A 24,472-nucleotide genomic window follows, 5' to 3' on the forward strand; every position below is an offset into this window, starting at 1 on the left:
GACGACTCCTTACCACCAGCGTCTGTGTTTGAGCCAAACGGCCAGCCCTGTGGCCAGTGCCACCAGCGAGCCGCAGAAGACCCAGAAGGCGGTCGGGCTCTCGGCCCCCGGAATCCCCCCCAGGTTGATACCAAACAGACCGGTCAGGAAGCTGGCGGGCAGAAATAGCAGCGCCATCACCGACATCTGGTAAGCCCGGCGATTGGTTGCCTCCGCCATCAGGTTGTTGATCTCGTCCGCCAGCACGGCGGTGCGCGCTACCCCGGCATCCAGATCATCCAGCCAGCGCCGCAACCGGTCGGCAATGTCGAGCAGGCGGCGGCGGTCATCCTCGTCCAGCCAGCTGATCTTCTCGTTGGCCAGACGCGCCACCAGATCCCGCTGGGGGGAGAGGTAACGGCGGATCATGATGAGCTGCTTGCGGATCAGCGCCAGTCGGCCGTTGGCGGGCAGGTCGCACATCAGCACCATCTCCTCCAGATCCAGGATCTGATCGTGCAGCTCTTCCACAAATTCCCCCGCCCGGTCGGTCAGGGCATCACACACCTCCACCAGCCAGTCGGCCGGGGTATCGGCACCACCGCCCAGCGTCAGCTGGTTGAACACATCCTGCTCGGAGAGCAGCGGACGACGACGGCTGCTGATGATGAGATCCGGGGTGATAAAAATGCGCAGCGCCACCATCTCTTCGGGCCTGTGATCCTTGTTGTGATTGATACCGCGCAGGATCAGCAGCACGGTTTCCCCCATCCGCACCAGCTTGGGTCTGTTGCTCTGGCCGAGCAGTGACTCTTTGGCAGCCTCATTGAGCAAGGGGGTGTGCAGCAACCAGCGGGCCGCTTCCGGATTGCCGTAATCCAGATGCAGCCAGCCAGGGCTCTTCCCCGGGATCTCGCTCCCCGCCGCCAGTGGCTGCATGCCACCCTTGCCATCCAGGGTCAGGGCATAAATCACATCACTGGGTACCCGATCCATCTGCTCGTCCTTTTCATTCAGTCTCATCGGGCCAGCTTACACTAAAGCCCGGCCTGACTCAGCCCTAGGGGCCGACCCGCGCTGGCCATGTTAAGATGCGGCCTTATTTCAGACACAGGAAGCCATGCCATGCCCATCTGGGTCGATGCCGATGCCTGCCCCCTCCCGGTCAAGGAGATCCTCTACCGCGCCGCCCACCGCGCCCAGGTCGTCACCACGCTAGTGGCCAATCAGGGACTGCGCGTGCCCCCCTCCCCCTATATCAAGACCCAGCAGGTGGAGAAGGGATTCGATGTGGCGGATCATGTCATCGCCCAACAGGTCACGCCGGGGGATCTGGTGATCACTGGCGACATACCGCTCGCCTCCTGGGTGATCGATGCCGGTGGCGAGGCACTCAACCCCCGCGGCGAGATCTATACCCGCGAGACCATCCAGGCGCGGCTCGGCATGCGCAACTTCATGGAAGAGCTGCGCTCGGCCGGCGTGCAGACCGGTGGCCCGGCCCCCTTCAATGCCGCTGACAAGCAGCGCTTCGCCAACGCCCTCGACAAGTGGCTGATCAAGGGCAAGCTCAGCTGATTACGGTCTCCCCTGCATCCCATTGGGAGACCCATTCAATGCCATCTTTACTTAATCCTTTCTTAAGTATTGTGGGCTAACCTTGTGACTGTTGACCAAACCACCAGCAAGGAGCACACATGAAACTGACCCCCCTGTTGTTACTGATCCCCCTGTTCAGCGGCGCCGTTCTGGCCGACCCCCAGTGTACCCAGACCGACAAGAGCCAATGGCTGAGCGAGGCGGATGCCCAACAGCAGATCAAGGCGATGGGCTACGACATCAAGAAGTTCAAGGTGACCAAAACCAACTGCTACGAGATCTACGGTTGGGACAAGGACAAGCGCAAGGTCGAAATCTACTTCGACCCGACCGATCTGAAGAAAGTAAAAGAAGAGATCGACGAATAAGCTAACCATGGGCCGGTCTGTCACCGGCCCCTTTGATGGAGCCTTGCCATGACAACCTCGTCTGAAGTGAAAGTCTGGGATCCTCTCATCCGGGTGTTTCACTGGGCAACCGTCATACTCTGCCTGCTCAACTTCTTCGTTCTGGAAGAGGGCAGCAAGAACCACAGATATGTCGGCTATACCTTGGCAGGCCTGCTGCTCACCCGCCTGCTGTGGGGACTGGTCGGCCCCCATTACGCCCGTTTCGGCCAGTGGTGGCCGACACCCGCCCGCATTCGTTACTACCTGCGCCAGCTGACACAGGGCCGCCACCCCTATTATCTCGGCCACAACCCGCTCGGCGCGCTGATGATATGGCTGTTGCTGCTGTCGCTGGTCGGCACTATCACCACCGGCTGGCTCACCACCTGGGATGCCTTCTGGGGTGAAGAGTGGATGGAAGAGCTGCACGGTGTCATCGCCAACACCCTGATGGCCGCCGTCGGTGTCCATGCCGCCGTGGTGATCCTGACCGACCGCCTTACCCGCAGCGATCTGCTGCGCGCCATGGTGCTGGGCAAAAAACGGGTGCCCGCCGATACCAAGGTGGAAGATCCGCGCAGTTATTGACCTGGCCGGCCCGCCGGCCCCGGTTTTTTGCTGCAATGGCCCGCGACACTGGTAAGATGCGCCGCCATTTCTCCATGCCGTAGCCACCATGACAGCCCAAGGGCACCTGCTGTTTTCCGTCACCTGCACCCTGCTCGCCCACAAGCTCCAGCTCACACCGGCACTGGCCGATGCCAGCCTGTGGCAGACCATACCCGCCGCGCTGGCCAGCGCCCTGCTGCCGGATCTCGACCACCCCAAATCCGTGCTAGGTCAGCGACTGCCCTGGATCTCCAAGCCATTGTCACGGCTGTTCGGTCATCGCGGCTTCACCCACAGCCTGCTGGCAGTGGTCGTGGCCGTGTGGGGGCTGGATCAGAGCCTGGCACCCGACCTGCTGCCCGTCGGGGTAAAGGATGCGCTCATTATCGGCTACCTCAGCCACCTGCTGGGGGATTGGCTCACCCCCGCCGGCATTCCGCTGTTCTGGCCGCTCAAGCAGCGCTACCGGCTGCCGGGCTGGCCGCTCAAGAGCGGCGGTGCCATCGAGACCGGCTTTTGCACCCTCACCCTGCTGGCGGCCGGTTACTGGAACCACTGGGCCGGTTGAGCGGGCCCAGACCCGGCACCACTGCAGATCAGCGGGAGGCACCTTTGCTCCCCCCCTGAAAAAACAACCCCCTGCCGAGGCAGGGGGTTGTCGTGGTGATGGCGAGGTGCGATTAGATCATCACACCGGCAATCACAGCAGAGAGCAGGCTCACCAGGGTAGAACCGTACACCAGCTTCAGGCCAAAGCGGGAGACCATGTTGCCCTTATCTTCATGCAGTGCCTTCACCGCCCCGGCAATGATGCCGATGGAGCTGAAGTTGGCGAACGACACCATGAAGATGGAGAGGATGCCGACGGTGCGTGGAGAAAGCTCGGCAGCCACTTTGCCCAGGTCCATCATGGCCACAAACTCGTTGGTCACCAGCTTGGTTGCCATGATGGAGCCGGCTTGCAGGGCTTCACCGCTCGGGATACCCAGGATCCAGGCGATCGGATAAAAGAGGTAGCCCATGACGTACTGGAAGTTGACGCCAAACGCCAGCTCAAACAGGTAGTTGATCAGGGCGATCAGGGCGATAAAGCCCACCAGCATGGCCGCCACGATCACGGCCACGGAGAAACCGGCCATGATGTACTCGCCCAACATCTCGAAGAAGTTCTCTCTCTTCGGCGTGTGGTGCTCGTCGCCCTCGACGATGGCTTTCAGGTCGGTGACCGAGTTGTCGGGCTCATACGGGTTGATCAGAGAGAGCACAATGAAGGTGCTAAACATGTTGAGCACCAGCGCGGCGACCACGTAACGCGGCTCGATCAGCTGCATATAGGCACCGACGATGGACATGGAAACGGTGGACATGGCCGTCGCCGCCAGGGTGTACATCTGCTTCTCGTTCAGGTGCGGCAGTGTGTTCTTGAGCGCGATGAAGTTCTCGGACTGGCCGACAATCATGGAGCTGATGGCGTTGAAGGATTCCAGCTTGCCCATGCCGTTGATCTTGGCCAGCACGGTACCGATACCGCGGATGACGATAGGCAGCAGACGGATGTACTGCAAAATACCGATCAGCACCGAGATGAAGACGATGGGCATCAGCACCATCAGGAAGAAGGAGAAGGCCCCTTCGTTGACCAGGCCACCGAACACAAAGTCGGTACCCTGTTTGGCAAACTCCATCAACTTGGTAAAACCAGCCGCAAAGCCACCCACCACGGCCAGACCCACTTCGGAGTTCAGCATGAACCAGGCCAGCGCCAGTTCGACCACCAGCAGTTGGCCGATATAACGCAGTTTGATCTGTTTCCAGTTGTGGCGGTTAGCCAGCAACGCGAGAGCGAGGACCATGACCAGTCCGAGCACAAAGTGAACGAATTCCATACCTGTAGCACCTGAGTGAATTGTAATTTTTGACCGGCGCCATCATAGACATTTGCACATTTAAAAATCAGATAGCCATCACAATCCCGCGCAATATTATGCATGCAGGATAATACAAACGTTTTTAAATTAATTAAACGCCAAGCGCGGCATTAAATCATCGTTAATTAAATATAAAACAAACAATAAACAGTCACTTACAAATAAATCATTCAATTTTAAAACTGGTGAACCACCTAATTTAAACATCCACTCAAAGCGTTCACCTCCCCATCGTAGCGGTCAGGTTAAATTTGATAGAAAAATATTTAATCAAACCAGATTGAAAAACGTTTATCTTATTTTCGATGAACGGGGTCAGCTTCATCGCGCTATTTTTGACGCTGTTTTGTATGCTGTTCCTCGCACACAAACAGGAAAAGCTCCGCTTTTTCCTTCACACGCCTCACCACATGCCTTTGCTCAGGCGTTCAAAAATCCGCCACACCCGAGGCCGCATTCTGGTACAATGCGCGGCCTTAGCGTTAGCGCATCCCCGTTTTCTCCGAAATAGAGTCCTTTTGTGAACAACAGCGAATTTAGCAGCCTCAACCTCTCCCCCGCCCTGCTCGAAAACCTCACCAGTCTGGGTTATCTGCAGATGACCCCGATTCAGGCCCAGAGCCTGCCCCTGGTGCTTGATGGCAAAGATCTGATCGCCAAGGCCAAGACCGGTAGCGGCAAAACAGCCGCCTTCGCCCTGGGCCTGCTCTCCAGCCTCAACGTCAACCGGCTCGAGGTGCAGGCGCTGGTGCTCTGCCCAACCCGCGAACTGGCAGATCAGGTGGCCCAGGAGATCCGTCGTCTGGCGCGCGCCCTGCCCAACGTCAAACTGGTGACCCTGTGTGGCGGCACCCCGACCGCGCCGCAATCCGCCACGCTGGGTTTCGGTGCCCACATCGCCGTCGGCACCCCAGGTCGCATTCTCAAACATCTGGAGCAGGGTACGCTGGAGCTCTCCGGCCTCAAGACGCTGGTGCTGGATGAAGCGGATCGCATGCTGGACATGGGCTTTGGCGAAGAGATAAACCGGGTCATCAGCCATGCACCCCAGCAGCGCCAGACTCTGCTCTTCTCCGCCACCTACCCGGAGGGGATCGCCCAGATGAGCCGTGGCGTGCAGCGCAATCCGGTCGAGGTGAGCGTGGAATCCCTGCACGAGGGGAGCGCCATCGAACAGAAGCTCTACGCAGTGCCTGCCGGTCAGCGCCTCGACGCCCTGACCTGGCTGCTGAGCCACTATCAGCCAAGCTCCTGCGTGGTGTTCTGCAACACCAAGCGCGCCTGTAACGACGTGGCCGATCACCTGGCCGCCAAGGGCTTCTCGGCGCTGGCGCTGAACGGCGACCTGGAGCAACGCGAGCGGGATCAGGTGCTGGTGCGTTTTGCCAACGGCAGCGCCACCATACTGGTCGCCACCGACGTGGCCGCCCGTGGTCTGGACATCAAGGAGCTGGGCGCCGTCATCAACTTCGAGCTGACCTATGATCCCGAGGTGCACGTGCACCGCATCGGTCGTACTGGCCGCGCCGGCCAGCAGGGTCTGGCCCTGAGCCTGTATCAGCCGAACGAAGCCCAGCGCGTCAACTTCATCGAAGAGTACCAGCAGGCCCCGATGCCGCAGGGAGATCTGGCCGAGATAGGCCGCGAGATCAAGCCGATCGCGCCGCAGATGGTGACCCTCTCCATCGATGCGGGCCGCAAGACCAAAGTGCGGGCCGGTGACATCCTGGGCGCCCTGACCGGCGAAGGCGGTATTGCCGGGGCCGATGTTGGCAAGATCCAGATCTCCGAGCAGTACTCCTACGTAGCGGTGAAGCGTAGCGTGGCAAGTGCCGCCCTCAAGCGGTTGCAGGAAGGCAAGATCAAGGGGCGCACCTACCGCGCCCGCAAACTGGGTTAAGGAGGATGCCGGGCAGCACCCTGCCCGACGCGTCACGAACCACAGCACGGGCGCCTTTGCAGGCGCCTGTTTTTTATCGAACATGTGCCCTTCCCATGGCATGGACAACACAGATGAACAGAGAACCCCAAGCCGACGTCAGCTGCCAGAACTGCGAAGCCTGCTGCTGCCGCCTCGAAGTCATGCTGTTTACCGATACCGGCGTGCCAGATCGCTACGTGGACGAGGTAGAGGGACAGGTGCCCGTGATGCACCGGCTAGAAGATGGCTGGTGTGCGGCGCTGGACCGCAATACCATGATGTGCCGTATCTATGAAGTGCGACCGCTGATCTGCCGCGAGTTCGAGATGGGTGAGCCCGACTGCATCGATGAGCGGGACAAATGGTTTATCAAGCTGGAGTGAGCCTGATCGGCCAGGTATTGCTTGACGCTCCCGCCATTGGCGGCGCACCAGCCGAGCTGACGACAAAACCGGGTAAGCACCTCGGCGCCCTGCAGTCTCACACTCGGTCGCCACCTCGGCAATTCCCATGGGCGCATCGCACAATTTAGCTCTCTGCTGGCTGAAGGCAGTCTCATAGCCCATGGCCCCCATCAGGTTGAAGGGGCCGCTCGGCGGACAGATCAACACCTGTCAGCGCCGCTGTATCTCAACATGGCCGTGTGGTTGCACCTTCACGCCAGTCTCCTTCCCTGGATCCTTTCCCACTGCACCAGAACGTTGACATGTTGCAACAAGGTAAGGATTTATCTATCAACATTCCATGCCCCCCCCCGATGACCAAGCCCTTGTGCTAGCGCCCGACAGCCCATGGCGGGCACAGATAACCAAGCAATATGGATCGGCCGCCCCTCCCATCATGTTCTGTTGCAGTTAACAAAACGTTGCTGCTATTATCCGCGCCGCCATGAACATTCCACCAACAGAAACGTTGGTCATTAACGCAAGGATCAGAGATGAAAAACCGGGACTCGAGTCATTACCAGCGGATCTGGCGCTGGCACTTCTACGCCGGCCTCTTCGTCGCCCCCTTCCTGATCCTGCTCTCCCTCAGCGGCATTGTGTACCTGTTCAAGCCCCAGCTCGACAATCTCATGTATCCCGAGCTGATGAAGGTGACGCCTGCCAGCCAGACCCTGAGCGCCGATGCGCTGTGGGCCGAGGCACGGACCGCCATGCCGGACGCCAGCCTGAGCAAGTACCTGCCACCGGTCAGCCCGGATGCCAGCGCCCAGTTCATCGTCCGCCAGGGGGGCCGCGAGCTGACCCTGTTCCTCGATCCCGCCAGCAGCGCCCTGCTCGGCGCCCGGGACAACCAATGGAATCTGCAGGCGGTGGCCCGTGCCCTGCACGCCGAGCTGCTGCTCGGCACCACCGGGGATAGAGTGATCGAGCTGGCCGCCGGTTGGGGCATAGTACTGCTCATCAGCGGCCTCTATCTGTGGTGGCCACGCAAGGGGCCCGGCGTAGGCGGCATCCTCTGGCCACGACTGAACCAGCGTGGACGCCTCTGGTGGCGCGATCTGCACGCCGTGGTCGGCTTCTGGGGCGCGGGCTTCCTGCTGCTGTTGCTGCTAAGCGGCATGACCTGGACCGGTTTCTGGGGGGATCAGTTCACCAACGTCTGGAACCGCTTCCCCGCCGCCATGTGGAACCAGGTTCCCGCATCCACGCCGCTTGCCCGCAGCCTGAACCAGGCCCACGACCAAACTGTGCCCTGGGCGATGGAGAACACCCCCATGCCGAGCTCGACACAGCCCGATGAGATGGCCTCCATGGCGATGACTGACACGGCCATGCCGCCGAGTTCGGCAGGGCACGATCACAGCGCCATGAACCATGGCGGGGAACACGAGGGGATGGTGATGGCCGAGCACCGCATCTCGCTGCAACAGGTGGTGGAGCTTGCCAACGAGCGCCAGGTCACCCCGGGTTACAGCATCACGCCGCCGGCCGGCAAGAGCGGCGTCTACACCATAGCCCTGTTCGCCGATGATCCGCGCAACGATGCCACCCTGCACATAGATAAGTACAGCGGCAAGGTACTGGCCGACGTGCGCTGGCAGGATTACAGCCTGGTCGCCAAGACGGTGGAAACCGGCGTCATGCTGCACACCGGCAAGCTCTACGGCTGGCCCCATCAACTCGCCATGCTGCTCATCTGCCTGATGGTATTGTTGAGCGCAGTGAGTGGCCTCTGGATCTGGTGGAGCCGCCGCCCGCAGGGCCGTCTCGCGGCCCCGCCGCTGCCGGCCAAACTGCCCCCCATGCGCGGCGCCATCGCCGTGCTGGTGCTGCTCGGTATCTGCTTCCCGTTGGTGGGCGCCTCCATGGTCGTTATCTGGCTGCTGGATACCCTGCTCTTCTCCCGCCGAACCCTCAAGGTGGCGCGCGCCAGCTAGTCGATAGCATCATCGACCAACACAGAGGGCTCCCGTTCGGGAGCCCTCTGTGTTTCATTGCAACCGGCTTTCACTCCTGCTCGACCAGCAGGAGGATCTTGCTGGCCTTCTCGAAATGGTCGAGTCCGTGGGTCTGGATCCACCAGGTCGCTGCCTCCATCAGCAGCTCGGGATCGTCATTGCGGTTGGCAAAAAACGCATAGAAGGAGACGCCCACCGCGTCCCCCTTCTGCGCAATTTTCTGCTGGCAGACCTGAATGATTTTCCGTTTGAGTGATTCACGCATGACTGGGTTCCTGTCTGACAGATTCAGTGCCAACACGCTTCGTCGACACACAAAAAGGGCTCCCATCCAGGGAGCCCGCTTCACATAGCTACCAGCCGGCAGATCATCAGGAGAGTGCAAGCCCGATGGAGAGCAGCAGGCTGAACAGGAAGGCACTGATGGCGGTCTTCTTGAGCGCACCGGTCAGCACCTCGCCATCGACACTCGTACGCAGGGTCTTGGCGGCGTCGGTGAGCGGCTTCATGGCGGGCAGGAAGATCCAGGGCCAGACGCTGGCGGGCTGGGTCAGGATAAAGGCAATGGTCGCCAGCAGCGCCGCCCCCAGCAGCACCCAGTGATAGGCGATGGCACGGTTACGGCCAAGGCGTACCGCCAGGGTGATCTTGCCGCTGGCGGCATCGGTCTCGATGTCGCGCACATTGTTGATATTGAGCACGGCGGTGGCCAACAGGCCACAGGCGGTGGCAGGCAGCAACAGATCCCACTCCAGGCTCTTGGTGAAGAGGTAGTAGGAGCCGAGCACCCCCAACAAACCGAAGAACAGAAACACCGAAATATCGCCGAAACCACGATAGCCATAAGGGGTCTTGCCCACCGTGTAGGTGATGGCCGCCACTATGGCTGCGCCGCCCAATACCACAAACGCCAGGATCTGCAGCCACTGGCCACCGAAGGCACAACCCAACAACAGCAGACCGCTCGCCACCGCCGCCAGCGCGGTCAGCGCCATGGCCATGCGCATCTGCTTTTGGGTAATAAGACCAGAGACCACGGCGCGCTGGGGACCGATCCGTTCACCATTGTCGGCACCGGAGACAGCATCCCCGTAATCGTTGGCCAGGTTGGAGAGGATCTGCAACAGGATGGCGGTCAGCAGGGAGAGCGCCATGATGGTGCCATCGAAGGCGCCACGGCTGGCCGCGAGCCCGGATCCCAGCAGGATGGAAGAGCAGGCGAGCGGCAGTGTTCGCAAACGCGCCGCCAGCAACCAGATAGAGAAGGTATTTGTCATATTGTGATGGCCAAACAATCAGATATTGATCGTGTTAAGGGTTATCGAACCGGATTTCGGTATACTTGGCCCCTCGGGAGTCAGCTCCCCGGGCGATTTACATGGACGAATGGGCAGATAATATATAGGAATAATCGCTCCTTTGGCATAAACCAACGGCATCCTTCTGCAGGATTGACCGTCACTATCGGCTCATAGACGAAATCCATGTTGGCTCAGACCCATATCAAGCAACAACTGGACGCCCTGCGTCACAGCAACGCCAGCGGCTTCGTGCGGCTGCGCGTGGCTGTCGAGATCCGCTCCTTCCTGGGCTGGCTCGCGGCGCAGACCCTCTATCCCCGTATCTATTGGCATGCCAGAGGGCACGACAAGCCCGAATACGTGGCGCTGGGCAGCATTCGCGAACTGACCCGGCCGCAAGACATACAGCAGGTCTGCGAGCACGCCAACCAGCCCCACGACGACAGCCCACGCTACTACGGCGGACTGGCGTTCGATCCGGCCCAATCCGGCTGGCAAGGATTTGGCCCCTGCCGTTTCGTGCTGCCCCGTATCGAGCTGGTACGCCGTGGCGAGTGCGTCAGTCTCTGCCTCAATCTCTGGCTGACCGACGGCAATCTCGATGCCGAGCTGCAGGCGGCCGAAGCGGCCCTCGATGCCCTGCACCCGGAAACCCCGCTACCTGCCCTGCAAAAACAGCCCTGGCTGCGCCAGGATTGCCCCGGCCCCGCCCAGTGGCAGACGCTGGTCGAGCGGGTGACGGCGCCCGACTTTCAGGCGCACACCCCCAAGGTGGTGCTGTCGCGGGAGAGCCTGCTCTCCCGCCAGCTACACGACGAGCAACTCTGCCCCTGGTCACTGCTGGCACAGTGGGCGCAGCACGCCCAGGAGTGCTTCCACTTCGGCTTTCAGTTCTCCCCCGAGCAGAGCTTCATCTCCTGCTCCCCCGAGCGACTCTACCGCCGGGAGCAAGACCACCTCTTCACCGAGGCGCTGGCAGGTACTATTCGCCGATCCGGCGACGAGGCGACCGATGCGGCCCTGGCCGCCGAACTGCTGACCGACAGCAAGAATCAGCTGGAAAACCGGCTGGTGCATGCTGACATCCTCAGCCGGCTGGCACCGCTCACCACGAGCGCCAGCCTGACCGAGCCGCGCATTCTGAAACTGCGGCTGCTACAGCACCTCAAGTGCGACATAGAGGCCGAACTCAAGCCCGGGGTGTGTGACTGGCAACTGCTGGATGCCCTGCACCCCACCCCCGCCGTGGGCGGCGCCCCGCGCGAAGCCGCACTGGCCTTCATCCGCGAGTTCGAACCCCATGATCGCGGCTGGTATGCCGGTGCCTGCGGCATGCTGAGCCGGGAAACCTCCGAGTTCTCCGTCGCCATCCGCAGTGCCCGCGTCACGGCGCAGACCATCACCCTGTTCGCCGGGGCAGGCATAGTGGCGGGATCCGAGCCCGCCGCCGAGTGGGCCGAACTCGACAACAAGATCGCCAACGTGCTCTCCCTGCTGGGATAGCGTTTTCCCATCGACCCCTCATTCAGCGAGAGCCCCATGTTTGCGAGCCCCGTGTTTGCCAGTCAACATGCCACCTTCAATCACGTCTGGTCTTCCCTCTTGCTGGAAGAGCTTCATCGCCTCGGCGTGCGGGACATAGCGCTGGCCTCCGGCTCACGTTCGGCGCCGCTCACCATGGCGGCCGCCGCCCACCCCGGTTTTCGTCGCCACCTCCACTTTGACGAGCGCGGCTTGGGGTTTATGGCGCTGGGGCTGGCCAAGGGCAGCGGCCGACCGGTGGCGGTGATCATGACCTCGGGCACGGCGGTCGCCAACCTCTGGCCAGCGGTGGCCGAGGCACAGCTCACGGGCGTGCCGCTCATCATTCTTTCGGCCGATCGGCCACCCGAGCTTATCGACAACGGCGCCAACCAAGCGATCGATCAGCAGGGGATCTTCGGTCGCTACCCCGTCTATCAGCAGAACCTGCCGAGCCCCACCCCGACCATACCCGCAGCCTTCGTGCTGAGCTCGGTGGATCAAGCCCTGGCCCAGCAGACGCTGACGCCGGGGCCGGTGCACTTCAACTGCATGTACCCCGAGCCGCTCTATCCCGGCGATGAGTACCTGGATTTTTCCGACTATCTGGTACCGCTCGGTGACTGGCTGCATTCAGGCGAGCCCTGGAGCCCCTGGCAGCAGAACGAGCAGATCTGTCCCCGCCAGCCCGATTGGGCGGCCTTGCAGGGCAAACGCGGCGTCATAGTCGCGGGCCGTATTCAGGATCCCGCCCAGGCGCAAGTGGTGGCCGAGCTGGCCGAGCGCCTCGGCTGGCCGCTGCTGGCGGATCTGCAGAGCCAGATCCGCTTCGATGCCCGCAACCTCATTCACATGGATCTCGCCCTGCAAAACAGCGGCTTCGTGGCCGAGCTGGCCCGCGCCGAAGTGTTGCTGCAATTCGGTGCCCGCCTCATCTCCAAACGGCTCGGCCAGTTCATCAAGCAGCACCCCTGGCAGGATTACTGGCTGGTGGAGCCGCAGCCGGCGCGGCTCGATCCCGATTACCGGCTGCGCCGCCGCCTGGTGTGCGAGCCCGCCGCCTTCGCCGCGACCCACAAGGTGAGCACCCGCCACCTGCCCTGGCACCGGCTGGCGGAGCGCCAGCAGAGTGCCACCCGCCAGATCCGCAGCGCTTGCGATCGCTTCTCCGAGCTCGGTGTCTGCCATCGGCTGGGCTCCCTCATTCAAGGTCAGCTATTCGTTGGCAACAGCATGCCAGCCCGGCTGATGGACATGCTCGGCGAAGCGGGCAAGGGACCGAGCAGGGTGATGACCAACCGCGGTGCCTCCGGCATCGATGGCCTCATCGCCAGCGCCTATGGTTTCGCCCAGTCGAGCGACCAGCCGACGACCCTGTTGATTGGGGATCTCAGCGCCCTGCACGATCTCAACAGCCTGGCTCTGCTCGGCAAATCGAGCCGACCGCTGGTGGTGATCCTGCTCAACAACGACGGCGGCAGCATCTTTCGCATGTTGCCGGTGCCCACCGGCGATCGGCTGCTGGAGACCTACTACTGCCTGCCCCACGGCCTGCACTTCGAGCAGGCCGCCGCCATGTTCGGCCTCCACTATCGGGCGCCGACCACGCTGGCTGAATTCGAGCAGGCCTACGGCGCAGCGCTGAAAAACCCGCCGTTGGAAAAGAAAGTAACTCTGATTGAAATCAAGGTACCGAGCAGCGAGGTGGCCGAAGATCTGAAAGCACTGGGGGCGGCTATTCGTGGCCTCTAACCCGAACAGCCAGGAACTGCCTCTGGTACTGCTGCACGGTCTGCTCGGCGATGGCCGCGACTGGCAGCCAGTGATAGAAGCCTTGCCTGGAGTAGATTGCCACGCGCTGGATCTGCCGGGTCACGGCAACAACCGGGGGCTGAGCGTGACCGGCTTCGAGCAGACCCATCAGTGGCTCTGCGATGCACTAAAGGCTCTCGGCATCGCGCAGTACCGACTGGCCGGTTATTCGCTGGGTGGGCGGCTCGCCCTCTATCACGCCAGTCGAGCCCCTGCCGGATTGCAGGCCCTGCTGCTGGAAAATTGCCATCCCGGCCTGCCGCTGGCCGAGCGGGCCGCTCGCATCGAACACGACGAGTGCTGGGCCCGGCGCTTCGAGCGCGAACCGCTGGCCGCCGTGCTGGCCGACTGGTATCGACAAGGGGTCTTCGCCGATCTCGACGAAGCGGCCCGCGCCCGCCAGATCGCCAGACGTTTGGGCAACGAGGGTCACGCTATCGCGGCCATGCTGCGCGCCACCTCGCTGGGCCAGCAGCCGGATCTCGCCGCCTGGCTAAGAGCAAAACCGCTGGTCGGTGCCCGGCTGCCGGTGAGCTGGCTCTCCGGCAGCCGGGATCACAAATTCCATCAGCTGGCTTGCCAGTTGGTGAAGCAGGGCTGCAATATCCATCACTTGACACTGGATGGCGGCCACAATCTGCACGCCAGCCAGCCCGATCGATTTGCCTCGTGCCTGCGCGACTGGATTGCGAGTACGCCATAACACGGCACAACACAATTTACCTGAGCCGGCATTGCGGGCTTATCACCAACAAGAAAAAGAGCGTGCACATGATGGAAGCAATGACGAAAGCTGAACTGTATGCCCCCGTTCAGATGACGCGATTGCTCAATCTGAGTACGACCAGACCAGAAGGAAAACAACATGATTGAGGCAATGACGGAAGCGGAACTGTACGCACCTGTCGAGTGGCGTGATTGCTCCGCCGGTTATGAGGACATCCTCTATCACAAGTCCGGCGATGGCATTGCCAAAATCACCATCAATCGCCCTCAGGTGCGCAACGCCTTCCGCCCCCGCACCGTGAAAGAGATGCTGCAGGCGCTGGCCGATGCCCGTTATGACGATCATATCGGCACCATCATACTCACCGGCTTCGGCGAGAAGGCATTCTGCGCCGGTGGCGACCAGAAGATCCGGGGCGACTACGGTGGATACCAGGATGACGAGGGCACCCATCACCTCAATGTGCTCGACTTCCAGCGCGATATCCGCACCTGCCCGAAACCCGTGGTCGCCATGGTGGCCGGTTATGCGGTCGGGGGTGGCCACGTACTGCACATGATGTGCGACCTGACCATCGCCGCCGACAACGCCCAGTTCGGCCAGACAGGTCCGAAAGTCGGCTCCTTCGACGGCGGCTGGGGTGCCTCCTACATGGCCCGTATCGTCGGCCAGAAGAAGGCCCGCGAGATCTGGTTCCTGTGCCGCATGTACAACGCTAGCCAAGCCCTCGACATGGGTCTGGTCAACACAGTCGTGCCGTTGGCCGAACTGGAGCGCGAAACCGTGCGCTGGTGCCGCGAGATGCTGCAGAACAGCCCGATGGCGCTGCGCTGCCTGAAAGCGGCCCTCAATGCCGACTGTGATGGCCAGGCGGGCTTGCAGGAGCTGGCGGGCAATGCCACCATGCTGTTCTACATGACCGAAGAGGGTCAGGAAGGGCGCAACGCGTTCAACGAGAAACGCCGTCCCGACTTCTCCAAATACAAGCGGAACCCCTGATGACACTTGCCCTGTATCGCTATCTACTGCCTTTTACCCAGCCACTGACCTTTCACGGCAAGGTGGAGGTGGCGCGAGAGGGGCTGTTGGTGCGCATCAACGACGGCTGGGGGGAAATTGCCCCCCTGCCCGGCTTCTCCAGAGAGACCCTGGCCGAGGCGCAAGCCGAGGCCCTCGGCTGTCTGGAGCAGCTGGCTCAGGGGCTGCCCATCGCGCCCCTGCTGCCCTCGGTGCAATTTGGTCTGGACTGTGCACGGCGGGTTTGGCCGGAACAGACAGCGGCACTGCCCGAGCCTTATCCCCTCATTCAAGGCTCCCCCCAGGAGCTGCTCAAACACTGGAAGAACTGGCTGCACCAGACACCCAGCAAGGCAAAACTGAAGGTGGCCCGTTATCCCATGCGCGACGAGCTGGCGCTGATCCGCCTGCTGTGCGATCGCATCCCCACCCTCAAGCTGGTGCTGGATGCCAACCAGGGCTGGACCCGCGAGGAAGCCTGGGCCTTTTGCGGTCACCTGGATCCAAACCGGACCGAGTATCTGGAAGATCCCTGCGCCAACTTTGACGACATCGCCTTCGTGGCGAGCCGAACCGGCATGCCGGTGGCCATCGACGAACTGCTGGCACAGGGTAAATCCTGGGAGCCGATCCCGCAGCTGAGAGCCTTGGTGCTCAAGCCCATGCTGCTCGGCTCGCTGGCCAACAGCGAGGCACTGGTGGCCCGCGCCCGCGAGCTGCGCCTGAAAGTGGTCGTCTCCTCCTGCTTCGAGTCCGGGGTCGGCCTCGGCCAGCTCGCCCGTCTCGCAGGTGAGTGGGCGCCGGAGCAGGCGCCGGGCCTGGACACCAAACGCTGGCTGGCAAGCGATCTGCTGGACCAGCAAGGTAAACCCGATCCTGGCCTGCTGGAGCCCCTGTTTCACCGTGACTGAAAAGGCCTTCATGCTGCCGACACCTGACCATCACGCCCCCCTGGAGCCCTGCCCGGTGCGTCACTGGGCACATGCATCACCCCAGCACATTGCCATCCACACAGACAGCCCCCTCAGCTATCAGCAGCTGGATGCACGGATCAACAGCCTGTGCCTGCAGCTGAAGCTCGCTGGCTTGAAAGCCGGCGACCGGCTGGCTGCCGTGGTACGCGGCGCCCTGCCGGACGTCTTGCTGGCATGGGCCTGCGTGCGTAGCGGCATCGTCTTCTGCCCGCTCAACCCCGCCTTTCCAGCGGCCAGACAAGCCGAACTGGCGCAGCAGCTGGCTGTGGCCGCCTTCTGGTCGGCCGACGACATTCCGGCTGGAAGTTGGTGCCCACTGCGGCTGGATTTCAACACTGAACTGGCGGCAGCCGATCAGCCCTGGCCGCTGGATCCCGCCCGGCTCAACAATATGATCCTCACCTCGGGCTCCAGCGGTACACCTAAAGCCGTGGTGCATCGCCTCGCCAATCACCTGGCCTCGGCGCGAGGCTCAGCCTCCCTGATCCCGCTGGATGAGAAGTGTGGCTGGCTGCTCTCCCTGCCGCTGTTTCACATCGGTGGCTATGCCATCCTGTTCCGGGTTTTTCTGGCGGGCGCCAGCCTGGTACTGGACGATCGCAGCCAGCCCCTCAAGACGCGCCTCGAACACTTGCCCATCACCCATCTCTCACTGGTGCCGACCCAGCTCTGGCGCCTGCTGGCAGAGGGCTTTGACCCCGCTCGTACCCGCTTGCGCGAGCTGTTGCTCGGGGGTGCCGCCATCCCGCAGCCGCTGGTTGCTCGCCTCGCGGCCATGGGGTTCACCCCCAAGTCGAGTTATGGTCTCTCCGAGATGGGCAGCCAGGTCTGCACCGGCCAGCCGACCGCCGCTGGCGTGGTTGGCAAACCGCTGCCGGGGCGGGAAGTCTGCATTCAGCAAGATGAGATCTGCGTGCGTGGCGACACCCTGTTTGCCGGCTATTTCCAGGAGGGCGTGCTGGAGCGGCCACTTGACGAGGCTGGCTGGTTTCACACCCGCGACAAGGGGCATTTCAGCGCCGGTGGCGAGCTGGTGGTAGAGGGGCGGATCGACAACCTGTTTATCTCGGGGGGTGAGAACATACAGCCCGAAACCATAGAGCAGCGGCTGGTGGATCATCCCGCCGTGGCGCAGGCACTGGTGGTGCCCATGCCGAACGACGAGTGGGGGCAACGCCCCGCCGCCTTCATCGACTGGCACGGCGAGCCTGTGCCCTATCCGGAGCTAGCAGCCTGGATCCGCGCAACCCTGCCCGGCTTTATGGTGCCGGACCTCTGGCAACCCTGGCCCGACATGGGCGGGGCTCTCAAGCCACAACGAAAACCGTATCAGCCATCTATCTTCAAACAATAAGGCGTCATACGACAGTTTCCGATACAGTTGGGGCCGTCGATTCACTCCTTCATTGAAGAGAAAACCCGCTCAAGGCCAACATTATCCCCTGCCTTCATCCTGAGTGAGAACGATGACATAAATGGTCATCTTTTTGGGCATTTTTTGAACCAAGTTAATCGACTGTAGTACCATGTCACTCGCCCAGCACTTCGATGGGGACATAATTGATTGATAGTAAAAGAAATTGTTAATTTGGCGTTATTTGAACAACTGCGACATGGTGGTAAAATGCACGCCTTGGCAGTAAGGTGAGTCACACATGAGTAACAAAATTTATAAAATCTCAGAGGATATCTATTTCTCCGCTGCAACCTTCAGGCTCTCAAAGAACGAAAAAGACATCAAGCTCAGTAACAAAGAGGCCGAGCTCCTCGACATGCTGTGTGAGGAGGCTGGCAGTGTCATTCCCAGAAACATACTGCAGGAAGCCTTGTGGCCAAATCAGGACAATACTGACACCAACCTTAATAGACAGATCCTCTCCCTGAGGAGAAAACTGGAATCATTTGGCTTGCTGGATTCAATTGATACCATCCCCAGGGTAGGTTATATCTTCTGTGCACCCATTGAGGTCACCGGGGAAGCTGAGAATACGGAGGCAAGGGCAGAAACGTCAGGGGACGCGCCGCGGGCCAGACGACAATACTCCCGCAGAAAATCCGATCGCTATTTCAGCCCAAAGCGCATTATGCTGTTCGCACTGCTGATTGTGGTGGCCTGCTCGCTGGCAGCGCTTATTTATCATTACAGCAATAAAAATACCCTTAGAACGATTAATCTCGGCCACGTTTCTCTCTCTACGACCAGCGAGACTGAGAATGCATTAAAATTGAAGATTGATATGCTGGCACCGCTTGTTAAAAAAGTGCAGCGTAATGAAGAGGAACGTGTTTCCATTCTCATCGGAAAGGAAGCTATCAGCTACTTCTCTATTGATAATAAAAATAAAGAGTTGTTAGCTAATGTCTTCCTACTGAGAGCCGGCCATTCCGTCGCGGAGGAGCTGCAGTGCGTCATTAATACCATGGCATTGCAGGGCGAAAACGTTTCCCACAACTACTATCACTATCCGAATACCACTGTCAGATATCACAGCAATTGCCAAGCGCCTGATAACTGGGTCGAAATCGCCAGAAAAAGCAAAATCATAGTGGCCATGAACAGAGAAATTGTGGTGGCCACTGTGATAGCAACCGATCATCTGGGGCAAACCCTGTTCAATCTGGATTCCGTTGGCAATATAGAGCGGGATCAGGGTGATGTTGCAATCGAAATAAAGAATACCATCGTCAACTTTATCGACCAGAAAGCGTTGACCAGCAATGGCATGGTCGCCACCCTGGTGGCTGCCCTGACCCCACCCAAACAGAAGTTGCTATTTATTCAGCTGCCAGGCGGGATATATCTTTCCAGCTATATGGGGGGGGTTATCTCTTGGCCCAGCAGAGGGAATTTAAATGTCATCCAGCGTAATGAGCTTTGAGGTTATTCATAGGAGACAATGAAGTTAGCCACCGCGGTATAATCCCCAGGCGTGATATTCTTGTCGGCGATCGCCTTCGGGTGGCCCTCAACCCGAGCGTAAAACAGCAGTTCATTTTCCGTTGAATCACCCAATGCATAGCCGCTAGAAGCAGTGCCCAAATCCAGCTTGGTCTGAGCGGCATTATAGAGCCTGATCCCGGCCCCCTTGGCTGAACCGGCAGAAAACGCCAGGGCACCGCTCATCTGCGGGTCTGCAGCACCACTGAAGGTCACCTTGGCCATGCGGAAAATACCGGGTTTGCAGTTGGTGAGACGGATAAAAAATTTCACCTTCTCCCCGGCACCTGCCGAGTAGAGCTCCCTGACGTCAACCACGCCCAGGTCGACCGACTGATCGGCCGATTCGGGAGAGATGATGCAGGGTTGGGCAATAATCCGGCCATGGAGCCGCATCGTATTGCCAAGTAACTCCAAATCATTGGCGCCGGGCGCTGCCGTCACAGCCAGCACTGGTGTCATCAGTAGTCCAAACCATACTCTGCGCAACATATCGCTATACCTCACTGGAATTCGGCGACTATGGTGGCGGTGGCGTAAAAGTCACCGGCGGCCACCTCCTCACTACCAGATGCTATCGGCGCGGCAATAAACCCCCAGTCACCAATATTCCCTTGCATGGTAACGGGATAGAACTCGTTCAACTTGAGTGGATCGCCATTCAGCTGCTTGAACTTGATCCCCAGATTGGGGATGATCGTGGCACTCTGATAACCCTCCTTGGTGGTCCTCAGATACTCCTGGCTAAAGGATGTCGGTCGTCCGGAGATACCCAGGTTGATTTTGAGCGCAGGGCCTTCAAATACCCCGCCTTCACATCGAAACGTCAAGGGAACCGTCTTTTCAAAGTTATTGCCATCCAGCCCGGTGCTTGGTAAATCACCAAACTCCACCTCTATGGTCTGCCCGCCATTGATGACACACTTCTCGGGTACGTAAAGAATCGCCGAAGAAATGGTGATCCGTGACATGGGTACGTTGTTGAAATCACCTACCGTGAACCCCAAGCGACCAAACATCTCAACCACTTGGCGATCGGAGATCTGCACCCCGTTGATGATGGGTTTGCGCACCCGGAAGGTCACCTTGCCCTTGCTGCCGCTCCCAAAATTGTCGATCCGGGTCAAGCCTCCCTTAGTACAGCTTTTGTTGACGTAGTTGTTGCTCTGGTTATCGAAGGGAGCCACCACATACTGTTTGCGATTACCGGCTATCCAGATCTCCACCTTCATATCGAGAAAATCGTTGAGCTTGACGAATCCATTGCCGGCCGGAGGCAAGCCACTGCTCATGACCGCCTTGTAGTGAACCGCTGAGTTGGGAATGGATTGCACCGGGCAGGTCACGGTGCCGGTATACGTGCTACCCAGATCCCAGGTAAAGGCATTGGTCACATAACCTAACTGATTCTGAATATCAGCATTACCAAGCTCGATTTTGTAGTCATGGATCGAGTCAGGCACCACATAACCGTTGGCCAGGGCTTTGCAACTCAACAGCAAACCGGCCATCAACAGGGAATAGCGCATTGGCTTACTCGCTCTTCACGGCGCGGCAGACGTTGGCCGAGCACTGGTAAGTGATATCCATATATCCGCCGTAGTCATTGACGTAGCTGATAATGAACTGATCCGGCAAGGCTTCGGGAATCGTGGCACTCATCTCCGACTTGGGTGACACCATAAACGCCGAGAAGCCCTTGATGGCGGTTTTTTCCTTGCCCTTCGGATGAGCCAGACCGACATAGGTGATGTAGTAAGGGGTCGGGTTGTTGACCTTCAGGGTCGTGCCCTGCTTGGTGATCGTCACCTGATCCTGCCAGACGGCACCACGCTCCGGGATGATGGCCTCGGGGCGGTAGAACAGCTTGATCTTGGACTGCACCGCAATCTGCATCACGTTGCTCTTCTCGCTCTTGGGCGGGATCTCGCGCAGGTTGAAGTAATAGATAGATTCACGATCCTTGGGCAGCGCATCGATGGCAGGCACGCTGGCAATCCGGACGATCGACTTCTGATTGGCATCGACCCTTTGTACCGGTGGCAACACCACGAAAGGCGAAGAGATCTTCTGCCCCTGGGCATCTTCCATCCAGGCCTGCGCCAGATAAGGCAACTTCTGGCTCTCGTTCTTGATATTGAGACTGATGGATTTGGCACCACCAGGATACACGGCACGGGTACGATCCAGCACTATGGCGGCACTGGCATTGATTGACGTCATGCCCAGCACGGCCAGACAGGTAAAAGAGAGCAGCTTTTTCATCGGTATCCCATTACTTGCAAGTGAGAGTCTTCATCGACAGATCGGTTACTTCGTGCGGCGCCACTATCTTGCACTGACGAGCACCACCCCAGGACACATCAAAGGATTCATCCGGCTTGACCCCCGTCAAGTAGATGAGGCCATCCTCATCCACCACTGAAATGACTCGCCCGGACTCTTTGACGACGGTTGCCCCAAAAGGAGGGTTGGCGCCATCAGGCAATGTTACACTCGCCAACAGCTTGAAACCCTGAGCAATTTCAAAGGCATTATAACCAATTGCACCTTCGGTCAGCGTACCTTGCTTGATCGCATTCATGGCATCTATGTCATCGCTCAGCTGATCCACGTCTATCCGGGTATCGCTCTTGCGATAGTCGCTCATGTCGCTGATCACTGCGACCCCAAACCGGTTGGTGACAGCACGGCCATTGTTGAAAGAGACGTCAGGCACCTTGTCGGTATCCACCATCATGCGGGTGCCACCGCGTCGGCTTGCCTGGTGCAAGGCGGCCCCATGTTCGGTCGCTGTCAGGCCACCCCGCATGCTTGCCCCCAGCGAGGTGTACTCACTCTGTACGCTGTAGGCGTTCAGGCTGACGGTACCTATATCGCTGTTGTGGCTGTAGTAGCCACGAGCGACGGCATGACCGTTGCTTTGCACCCCAGCCCCCAGCTGATAGGTATCATCCGGCCGGCTGTAATCCTGATAAGTTGCCAGGTGGGTGACCTTGCCATTGGAAGACTGCACGCTGTATCCCCCGCTCTTCCTGTCCCCAATCGGCATGTTGACCGACAGCATGACGCTCTTGTCATCCTCATAATTCTCAGTCTTGGTCTTGTAGGCAGACAAATAGAGAGAGACATTTTTGAAAGTGCCAATATTCACACTCTTGTTTATTGACAGACCGTAACGATTTTCCGCCTCATGATCCCAATAGGTTCTATGGGTGTAATCCAGATACACAGTCAATGCCTTGGCCGCATCATCGGCCCAGAATGTCTTGTTGGCAGTGATGGTATATAGCTCTTTGTCTCCCCAGGTTTTGTAATCGTCACTGGCGGCTGACTCATTCCTTTCCAGTCGGTCCTTGTTATTCAGGAACTGCGACATGGTCATGAAGTCATGCTGGGAAAAACGATAACCCGCAAAGCTGATGGCGCTGTTGTATTCATCGAACTGCTTGGCATAGTTCAACCGAAATGACTGGCCACTCTTGGTGGACAAGCTCGGCAATTTTGCAATGGATTGGGTCAGGTCAGCAGAGACTGCGCCAAACGCATACAGGTCTCGACCAATCCCCAGCCCCATGGAGTTATATTCGCCAGCGACCATGCTGCCACCATAAAGCGACCAGGAGTTCGCCACCCCCCATGAGAAATCCCCTGTCACGAAACCCGGACCGTGGACATCATGGGTCGAATTCCTCCGCTCGGAGGGTGCCCCGACCGAGAGGTTATACCTGACATATCCGGGACGAGTCAGATAGGGCACTGTCGCGGTATCCACCTGAAAGGAGTGGACACTGCCATCCTGCTCCGCTACCCGCACCTCGAGCCTGCCGCGCACCGAACTGTCCAACCCCCGGAGGCGAAATGGGCCGGCAGGCACGTTGGTCTCATAAATGACGCGGCCAGACTGGGAAACAGTGACCTTGGCGTTGGTCTTGGCAATGCCGCTCACCTCGGGGGCATACCCTTGCAAGCTCGGGGGCAACATGCGTTCATCATTGGCCAGATTCACGCCTGTATAGCGAAATCCATCGATAAGCTGGGAGTTGAGCTGTTGTTCGCCGACCGTCAACTTGGCGGCCATGTGCGATAGCGGACGATAGGCATAAATGCGGTTCAGCTCGGCTGACGACCGCTCATCATCACCCCAATAGGAACTTGCCTGATAGTCGCCGCGCAGGCGCCAGGCGCCATAGTTTGCCCCCAGGGTACCGTAACTGCTGATATTGTTATTGGCATAGTCGCTCCCTTCATTGACCTGGGCGTTGATATTGTAATCCAGCATCAGACCGGTAATACCCACGTCCCACTGCTCGGGCGGAATCCAGTTGGGATCACTGTATTTCATCCATGCCTGCGGGACTGCAATTCTGAGCAGCCCATTACCGATATCGTTGGAAATAACCACCCCATCAAGCGCCAGCAGGTTGGCACACTGGCCCTGATGCCAGTTATCTATCTTGGCGATGGCCTCATCCGTCAGTGCCATTCTGGGCACAATATCCAGTGGCAAACAGGCGACGCCGCCTTTTCCCTTGCCATCTTCCACTTCATAAAAAGGGATTTTCTGGAGTGGCAACTTGTTCTTGTTGACCTCAATTTCAAGATAGTAATCGCCAGGCATGATATAACCGGCATCCGCAAACTGGGAAAGATCTATCTTGGTTCGCTCATCCACATCAAGCGCATCAATATTAAACTCCGTTTCTGCCAATGCGTTATTACCCATTACCAACAGGCATGGTACGCATAGCATAAAAGCTTTTTTTAGATAAAATTTCCTAACAGAGTTTGATGTTGCAACGCTCATAATTTCACTCTAGGGATATCATAACGGTCTCACATAATGAGGTATCTACACTAAGCAATCGGCTTGCTTACATATAACTAAGTTCGAACAGTGCCATATTATTTGGATATACTATCTGGCTGCCATTCAGACTGACATTGAATTCCATATCACCATTGACAATATCCGAGACAATAAAACGCGCACCCGATACCTTGTGATATTGTCCATTGCTGACAATACCCAGATCGTCACTTATGGCCCCATGCACCGACATGGAGATAAGAGACAATGCCCCCCTCACAGATCCACCTGTCTGGCAACCACTGAATTTCAGCGTGCCGTGACGTGCCTGCTGCAAGGGAATGCTGTGCAATTCATCCAGGGTGCAACCTGATTCAGCCAGACCGTCCGTCTGCTCATTTGCACAAGCAGAGCCTGCCATCATCACCACCTGCAGCACCACTGGCACCATCATTGAGATCTTCATGATCAAGGTCCGATGTGAAGAGAGAAAGTGGAGTGAGGTTGTGGTGGTTTTCACCACCACAACCCTTGTCACACGTT

23 protein-coding genes and 1 pseudogene are annotated in these 24,472 nt (G+C 59.1%); 14 read left to right on the forward strand and 10 right to left on the reverse strand.

Annotated elements, in window-relative coordinates; genetic code table 11:
- Positions 1-9: 9 nt before the first annotated feature.
- Positions 10-1,002: a zinc transporter ZntB gene (zntB, locus tag WJM78_RS20605; RefSeq protein ID WP_339011557.1), complete on the reverse strand. Its 993-nt coding sequence runs from the start codon at positions 1,000-1,002 to the stop codon at positions 10-12.
- Positions 1,003-1,104: 102 nt separating this feature from the next.
- Here zntB and WJM78_RS20610 point away from each other — a divergent pair, with 102 nt between their 5' ends.
- The 4 genes from WJM78_RS20610 (at position 1,105) to WJM78_RS20625 (ending at position 3,144) form a co-directional block, all read left to right on the forward strand.
- A complete protein-coding gene (locus WJM78_RS20610) occupies positions 1,105-1,557 on the forward strand; it encodes a YaiI/YqxD family protein (RefSeq protein ID WP_339011560.1) in 453 nt (150 codons plus the stop codon).
- 119 nt (positions 1,558-1,676) lie between these two features.
- Entirely contained in the window at positions 1,677-1,946 is a 270-nt protein-coding gene (locus tag WJM78_RS20615) for a PepSY domain-containing protein (RefSeq protein ID WP_108535986.1), read from the forward strand.
- Between the two features lie 48 nt (positions 1,947-1,994).
- A complete protein-coding gene (locus tag WJM78_RS20620; protein WP_339011564.1) occupies positions 1,995-2,555 on the forward strand; it encodes a cytochrome b/b6 domain-containing protein in 561 nt (186 codons plus the stop codon).
- Between the two features lie 88 nt (positions 2,556-2,643).
- On the forward strand, positions 2,644-3,144 hold the full coding sequence (locus WJM78_RS20625) for a metal-dependent hydrolase (RefSeq protein ID WP_287146069.1): 501 nt from the start codon (positions 2,644-2,646) through the stop codon (positions 3,142-3,144).
- A 112-nt stretch (positions 3,145-3,256) separates the two neighbouring features.
- Here the strand turns inward: WJM78_RS20625 and WJM78_RS20630 are convergent, their stop codons facing one another.
- Positions 3,257-4,462, reverse strand: coding sequence for a NupC/NupG family nucleoside CNT transporter (locus tag WJM78_RS20630; protein ID WP_339011569.1), 1,206 nt, complete (start codon positions 4,460-4,462; stop codon positions 3,257-3,259).
- Positions 4,463-5,024: 562 nt separating this feature from the next.
- Here WJM78_RS20630 and dbpA point away from each other — a divergent pair.
- Entirely contained in the window at positions 5,025-6,404 is a 1,380-nt protein-coding gene (gene dbpA, locus WJM78_RS20635; RefSeq protein WP_339011572.1) for an ATP-dependent RNA helicase DbpA, read from the forward strand.
- A 113-nt stretch (positions 6,405-6,517) separates the two neighbouring features.
- Positions 6,518-6,808: a YkgJ family cysteine cluster protein gene (locus WJM78_RS20640; RefSeq protein WP_339011575.1), complete on the forward strand. Its 291-nt coding sequence runs from the start codon at positions 6,518-6,520 to the stop codon at positions 6,806-6,808.
- Here the strand turns inward: WJM78_RS20640 and WJM78_RS22850 are convergent.
- A pseudogene (locus WJM78_RS22850) lies at positions 6,796-7,000 on the reverse strand (hypothetical protein); the annotation flags it as partial. The gene WJM78_RS20640 and the pseudogene WJM78_RS22850 overlap by 13 nt on opposite strands.
- A 362-nt stretch (positions 7,001-7,362) precedes the next feature.
- Here WJM78_RS22850 and WJM78_RS20645 point away from each other — a divergent pair.
- Positions 7,363-8,808, forward strand: coding sequence for a PepSY domain-containing protein (locus WJM78_RS20645; protein WP_339011578.1), 1,446 nt, complete (start codon positions 7,363-7,365; stop codon positions 8,806-8,808).
- Between the two features lie 70 nt (positions 8,809-8,878).
- On the opposite strand, the gene WJM78_RS20650 is transcribed toward WJM78_RS20645, so the two are convergent.
- Together WJM78_RS20650 and WJM78_RS20655 are read right to left on the reverse strand one after the other, a co-directional pair.
- Positions 8,879-9,094, reverse strand: a complete 216-nt coding sequence (locus WJM78_RS20650) for a DUF6500 family protein (RefSeq protein ID WP_108535980.1) — start codon at positions 9,092-9,094, stop codon at positions 8,879-8,881.
- 106 nt (positions 9,095-9,200) lie between these two features.
- Positions 9,201-10,106: a 1,4-dihydroxy-2-naphthoate polyprenyltransferase gene (locus WJM78_RS20655; RefSeq protein ID WP_287147066.1), complete on the reverse strand. Its 906-nt coding sequence runs from the start codon at positions 10,104-10,106 to the stop codon at positions 9,201-9,203.
- A gap of 207 nt (positions 10,107-10,313) precedes the next feature.
- On the opposite strand from WJM78_RS20655, the gene WJM78_RS20660 reads away from it, so the two are divergent.
- The 7 genes from WJM78_RS20660 (at position 10,314) to WJM78_RS20690 (ending at position 19,060) form a co-directional block, all read left to right on the forward strand.
- Entirely contained in the window at positions 10,314-11,633 is a 1,320-nt protein-coding gene (locus tag WJM78_RS20660; protein WP_339011584.1) for an isochorismate synthase, read from the forward strand.
- A gap of 51 nt (positions 11,634-11,684) precedes the next feature.
- Positions 11,685-13,403 carry a 2-succinyl-5-enolpyruvyl-6-hydroxy-3-cyclohexene-1-carboxylic-acid synthase gene (gene menD / locus WJM78_RS20665; protein ID WP_339015954.1) on the forward strand — a complete coding sequence of 573 codons (1,719 nt, stop codon included), beginning with the start codon at positions 11,685-11,687 and terminating at the stop codon, positions 13,401-13,403.
- On the forward strand, positions 13,393-14,166 hold the full coding sequence (menH, locus tag WJM78_RS20670) for a 2-succinyl-6-hydroxy-2,4-cyclohexadiene-1-carboxylate synthase (protein ID WP_108535977.1): 774 nt from the start codon (positions 13,393-13,395) through the stop codon (positions 14,164-14,166). The genes menD and menH overlap by 11 nt, the downstream gene beginning before the upstream one ends.
- A 162-nt stretch (positions 14,167-14,328) precedes the next feature.
- Positions 14,329-15,189 carry a 1,4-dihydroxy-2-naphthoyl-CoA synthase gene (gene menB, locus WJM78_RS20675; RefSeq protein WP_422388423.1) on the forward strand — a complete coding sequence of 287 codons (861 nt, stop codon included), beginning with the start codon at positions 14,329-14,331 and terminating at the stop codon, positions 15,187-15,189.
- Positions 15,189-16,118 (forward strand): o-succinylbenzoate synthase, encoded by a 930-nt coding sequence (menC, locus tag WJM78_RS20680; RefSeq protein WP_339011588.1) that lies wholly within the window; start codon positions 15,189-15,191, stop codon positions 16,116-16,118. Before menB ends, menC begins: the two co-directional genes overlap by 1 nt.
- A 10-nt stretch (positions 16,119-16,128) precedes the next feature.
- Complete coding sequence (locus WJM78_RS20685; protein WP_339011591.1) at positions 16,129-17,535, forward strand: AMP-binding protein; 1,407 nt, start codon at positions 16,129-16,131, stop codon at positions 17,533-17,535.
- Between the two features lie 301 nt (positions 17,536-17,836).
- The gene (locus WJM78_RS20690) at positions 17,837-19,060 is read left to right on the forward strand and encodes a winged helix-turn-helix domain-containing protein (RefSeq protein WP_339011594.1); all 1,224 of its coding nucleotides are present in this window, start codon (positions 17,837-17,839) and stop codon (positions 19,058-19,060) included.
- A gap of 2 nt (positions 19,061-19,062) precedes the next feature.
- On the opposite strand, the gene WJM78_RS20695 is transcribed toward WJM78_RS20690, so the two are convergent.
- From WJM78_RS20695 to WJM78_RS20715, 5 genes are all read right to left on the reverse strand, one after another.
- The gene (locus WJM78_RS20695) at positions 19,063-19,611 is read right to left on the reverse strand and encodes a fimbrial protein (RefSeq protein WP_339011597.1); all 549 of its coding nucleotides are present in this window, start codon (positions 19,609-19,611) and stop codon (positions 19,063-19,065) included.
- Positions 19,612-19,622: 11 nt separating this feature from the next.
- Positions 19,623-20,648 (reverse strand): fimbrial protein, encoded by a 1,026-nt coding sequence (locus tag WJM78_RS20700; protein ID WP_339011599.1) that lies wholly within the window; start codon positions 20,646-20,648, stop codon positions 19,623-19,625.
- A gap of 4 nt (positions 20,649-20,652) precedes the next feature.
- Entirely contained in the window at positions 20,653-21,384 is a 732-nt protein-coding gene (locus WJM78_RS20705; protein ID WP_042038642.1) for a fimbrial biogenesis chaperone, read from the reverse strand.
- 10 nt (positions 21,385-21,394) lie between these two features.
- Positions 21,395-23,926 (reverse strand): fimbria/pilus outer membrane usher protein, encoded by a 2,532-nt coding sequence (locus WJM78_RS20710; protein WP_339011604.1) that lies wholly within the window; start codon positions 23,924-23,926, stop codon positions 21,395-21,397.
- 67 nt (positions 23,927-23,993) lie between these two features.
- On the reverse strand, positions 23,994-24,383 hold the full coding sequence (locus tag WJM78_RS20715) for a hypothetical protein (protein ID WP_339015958.1): 390 nt from the start codon (positions 24,381-24,383) through the stop codon (positions 23,994-23,996).
- Positions 24,384-24,472: the final 89 nt, after the last annotated feature.

It is taken from the genome of Aeromonas popoffii (assembly GCF_037818705.1).
Lineage (GTDB): Bacteria > Pseudomonadota > Gammaproteobacteria > Enterobacterales > Aeromonadaceae > Aeromonas > Aeromonas popoffii.

Coding starts and splice junctions, on each gene's coding strand:
- WJM78_RS20630 (WP_339011569.1), bottom strand. CDS start 4,462: ATGGAATTCGTTCACTTTGTGCTCGGACTGGTCATGGTCCTCGCTCTC.
- WJM78_RS20650 (WP_108535980.1), bottom strand. CDS start 9,094: ATGCGTGAATCACTCAAACGGAAAATCATTCAGGTCTGCCAGCAGAAA.
- menC (WP_339011588.1), top strand. CDS start 15,189: ATGACACTTGCCCTGTATCGCTATCTACTGCCTTTTACCCAGCCACTG.
- WJM78_RS20695 (WP_339011597.1), bottom strand. CDS start 19,611: ATGTTGCGCAGAGTATGGTTTGGACTACTGATGACACCAGTGCTGGCT.
- WJM78_RS20640 (WP_339011575.1), top strand. CDS start 6,518: ATGAACAGAGAACCCCAAGCCGACGTCAGCTGCCAGAACTGCGAAGCC.
- zntB (WP_339011557.1), bottom strand. CDS start 1,002: ATGAGACTGAATGAAAAGGACGAGCAGATGGATCGGGTACCCAGTGAT.
- WJM78_RS20705 (WP_042038642.1), bottom strand. CDS start 21,384: ATGAAAAAGCTGCTCTCTTTTACCTGTCTGGCCGTGCTGGGCATGACG.
- WJM78_RS20715 (WP_339015958.1), bottom strand. CDS start 24,383: ATGATGGTGCCAGTGGTGCTGCAGGTGGTGATGATGGCAGGCTCTGCT.
- WJM78_RS20700 (WP_339011599.1), bottom strand. CDS start 20,648: ATGCGCTATTCCCTGTTGATGGCCGGTTTGCTGTTGAGTTGCAAAGCC.
- WJM78_RS20610 (WP_339011560.1), top strand. CDS start 1,105: ATGCCCATCTGGGTCGATGCCGATGCCTGCCCCCTCCCGGTCAAGGAG.
- WJM78_RS20645 (WP_339011578.1), top strand. CDS start 7,363: ATGAAAAACCGGGACTCGAGTCATTACCAGCGGATCTGGCGCTGGCAC.
- menB (WP_422388423.1), top strand. CDS start 14,329: ATGATTGAGGCAATGACGGAAGCGGAACTGTACGCACCTGTCGAGTGG.
- WJM78_RS20660 (WP_339011584.1), top strand. CDS start 10,314: ATGTTGGCTCAGACCCATATCAAGCAACAACTGGACGCCCTGCGTCAC.
- WJM78_RS20620 (WP_339011564.1), top strand. CDS start 1,995: ATGACAACCTCGTCTGAAGTGAAAGTCTGGGATCCTCTCATCCGGGTG.
- WJM78_RS20690 (WP_339011594.1), top strand. CDS start 17,837: ATGAGTAACAAAATTTATAAAATCTCAGAGGATATCTATTTCTCCGCT.
- WJM78_RS20655 (WP_287147066.1), bottom strand. CDS start 10,106: ATGACAAATACCTTCTCTATCTGGTTGCTGGCGGCGCGTTTGCGAACA.
- WJM78_RS20625 (WP_287146069.1), top strand. CDS start 2,644: ATGACAGCCCAAGGGCACCTGCTGTTTTCCGTCACCTGCACCCTGCTC.
- WJM78_RS20710 (WP_339011604.1), bottom strand. CDS start 23,926: ATGAGCGTTGCAACATCAAACTCTGTTAGGAAATTTTATCTAAAAAAA.
- WJM78_RS20685 (WP_339011591.1), top strand. CDS start 16,129: ATGCTGCCGACACCTGACCATCACGCCCCCCTGGAGCCCTGCCCGGTG.
- WJM78_RS20615 (WP_108535986.1), top strand. CDS start 1,677: ATGAAACTGACCCCCCTGTTGTTACTGATCCCCCTGTTCAGCGGCGCC.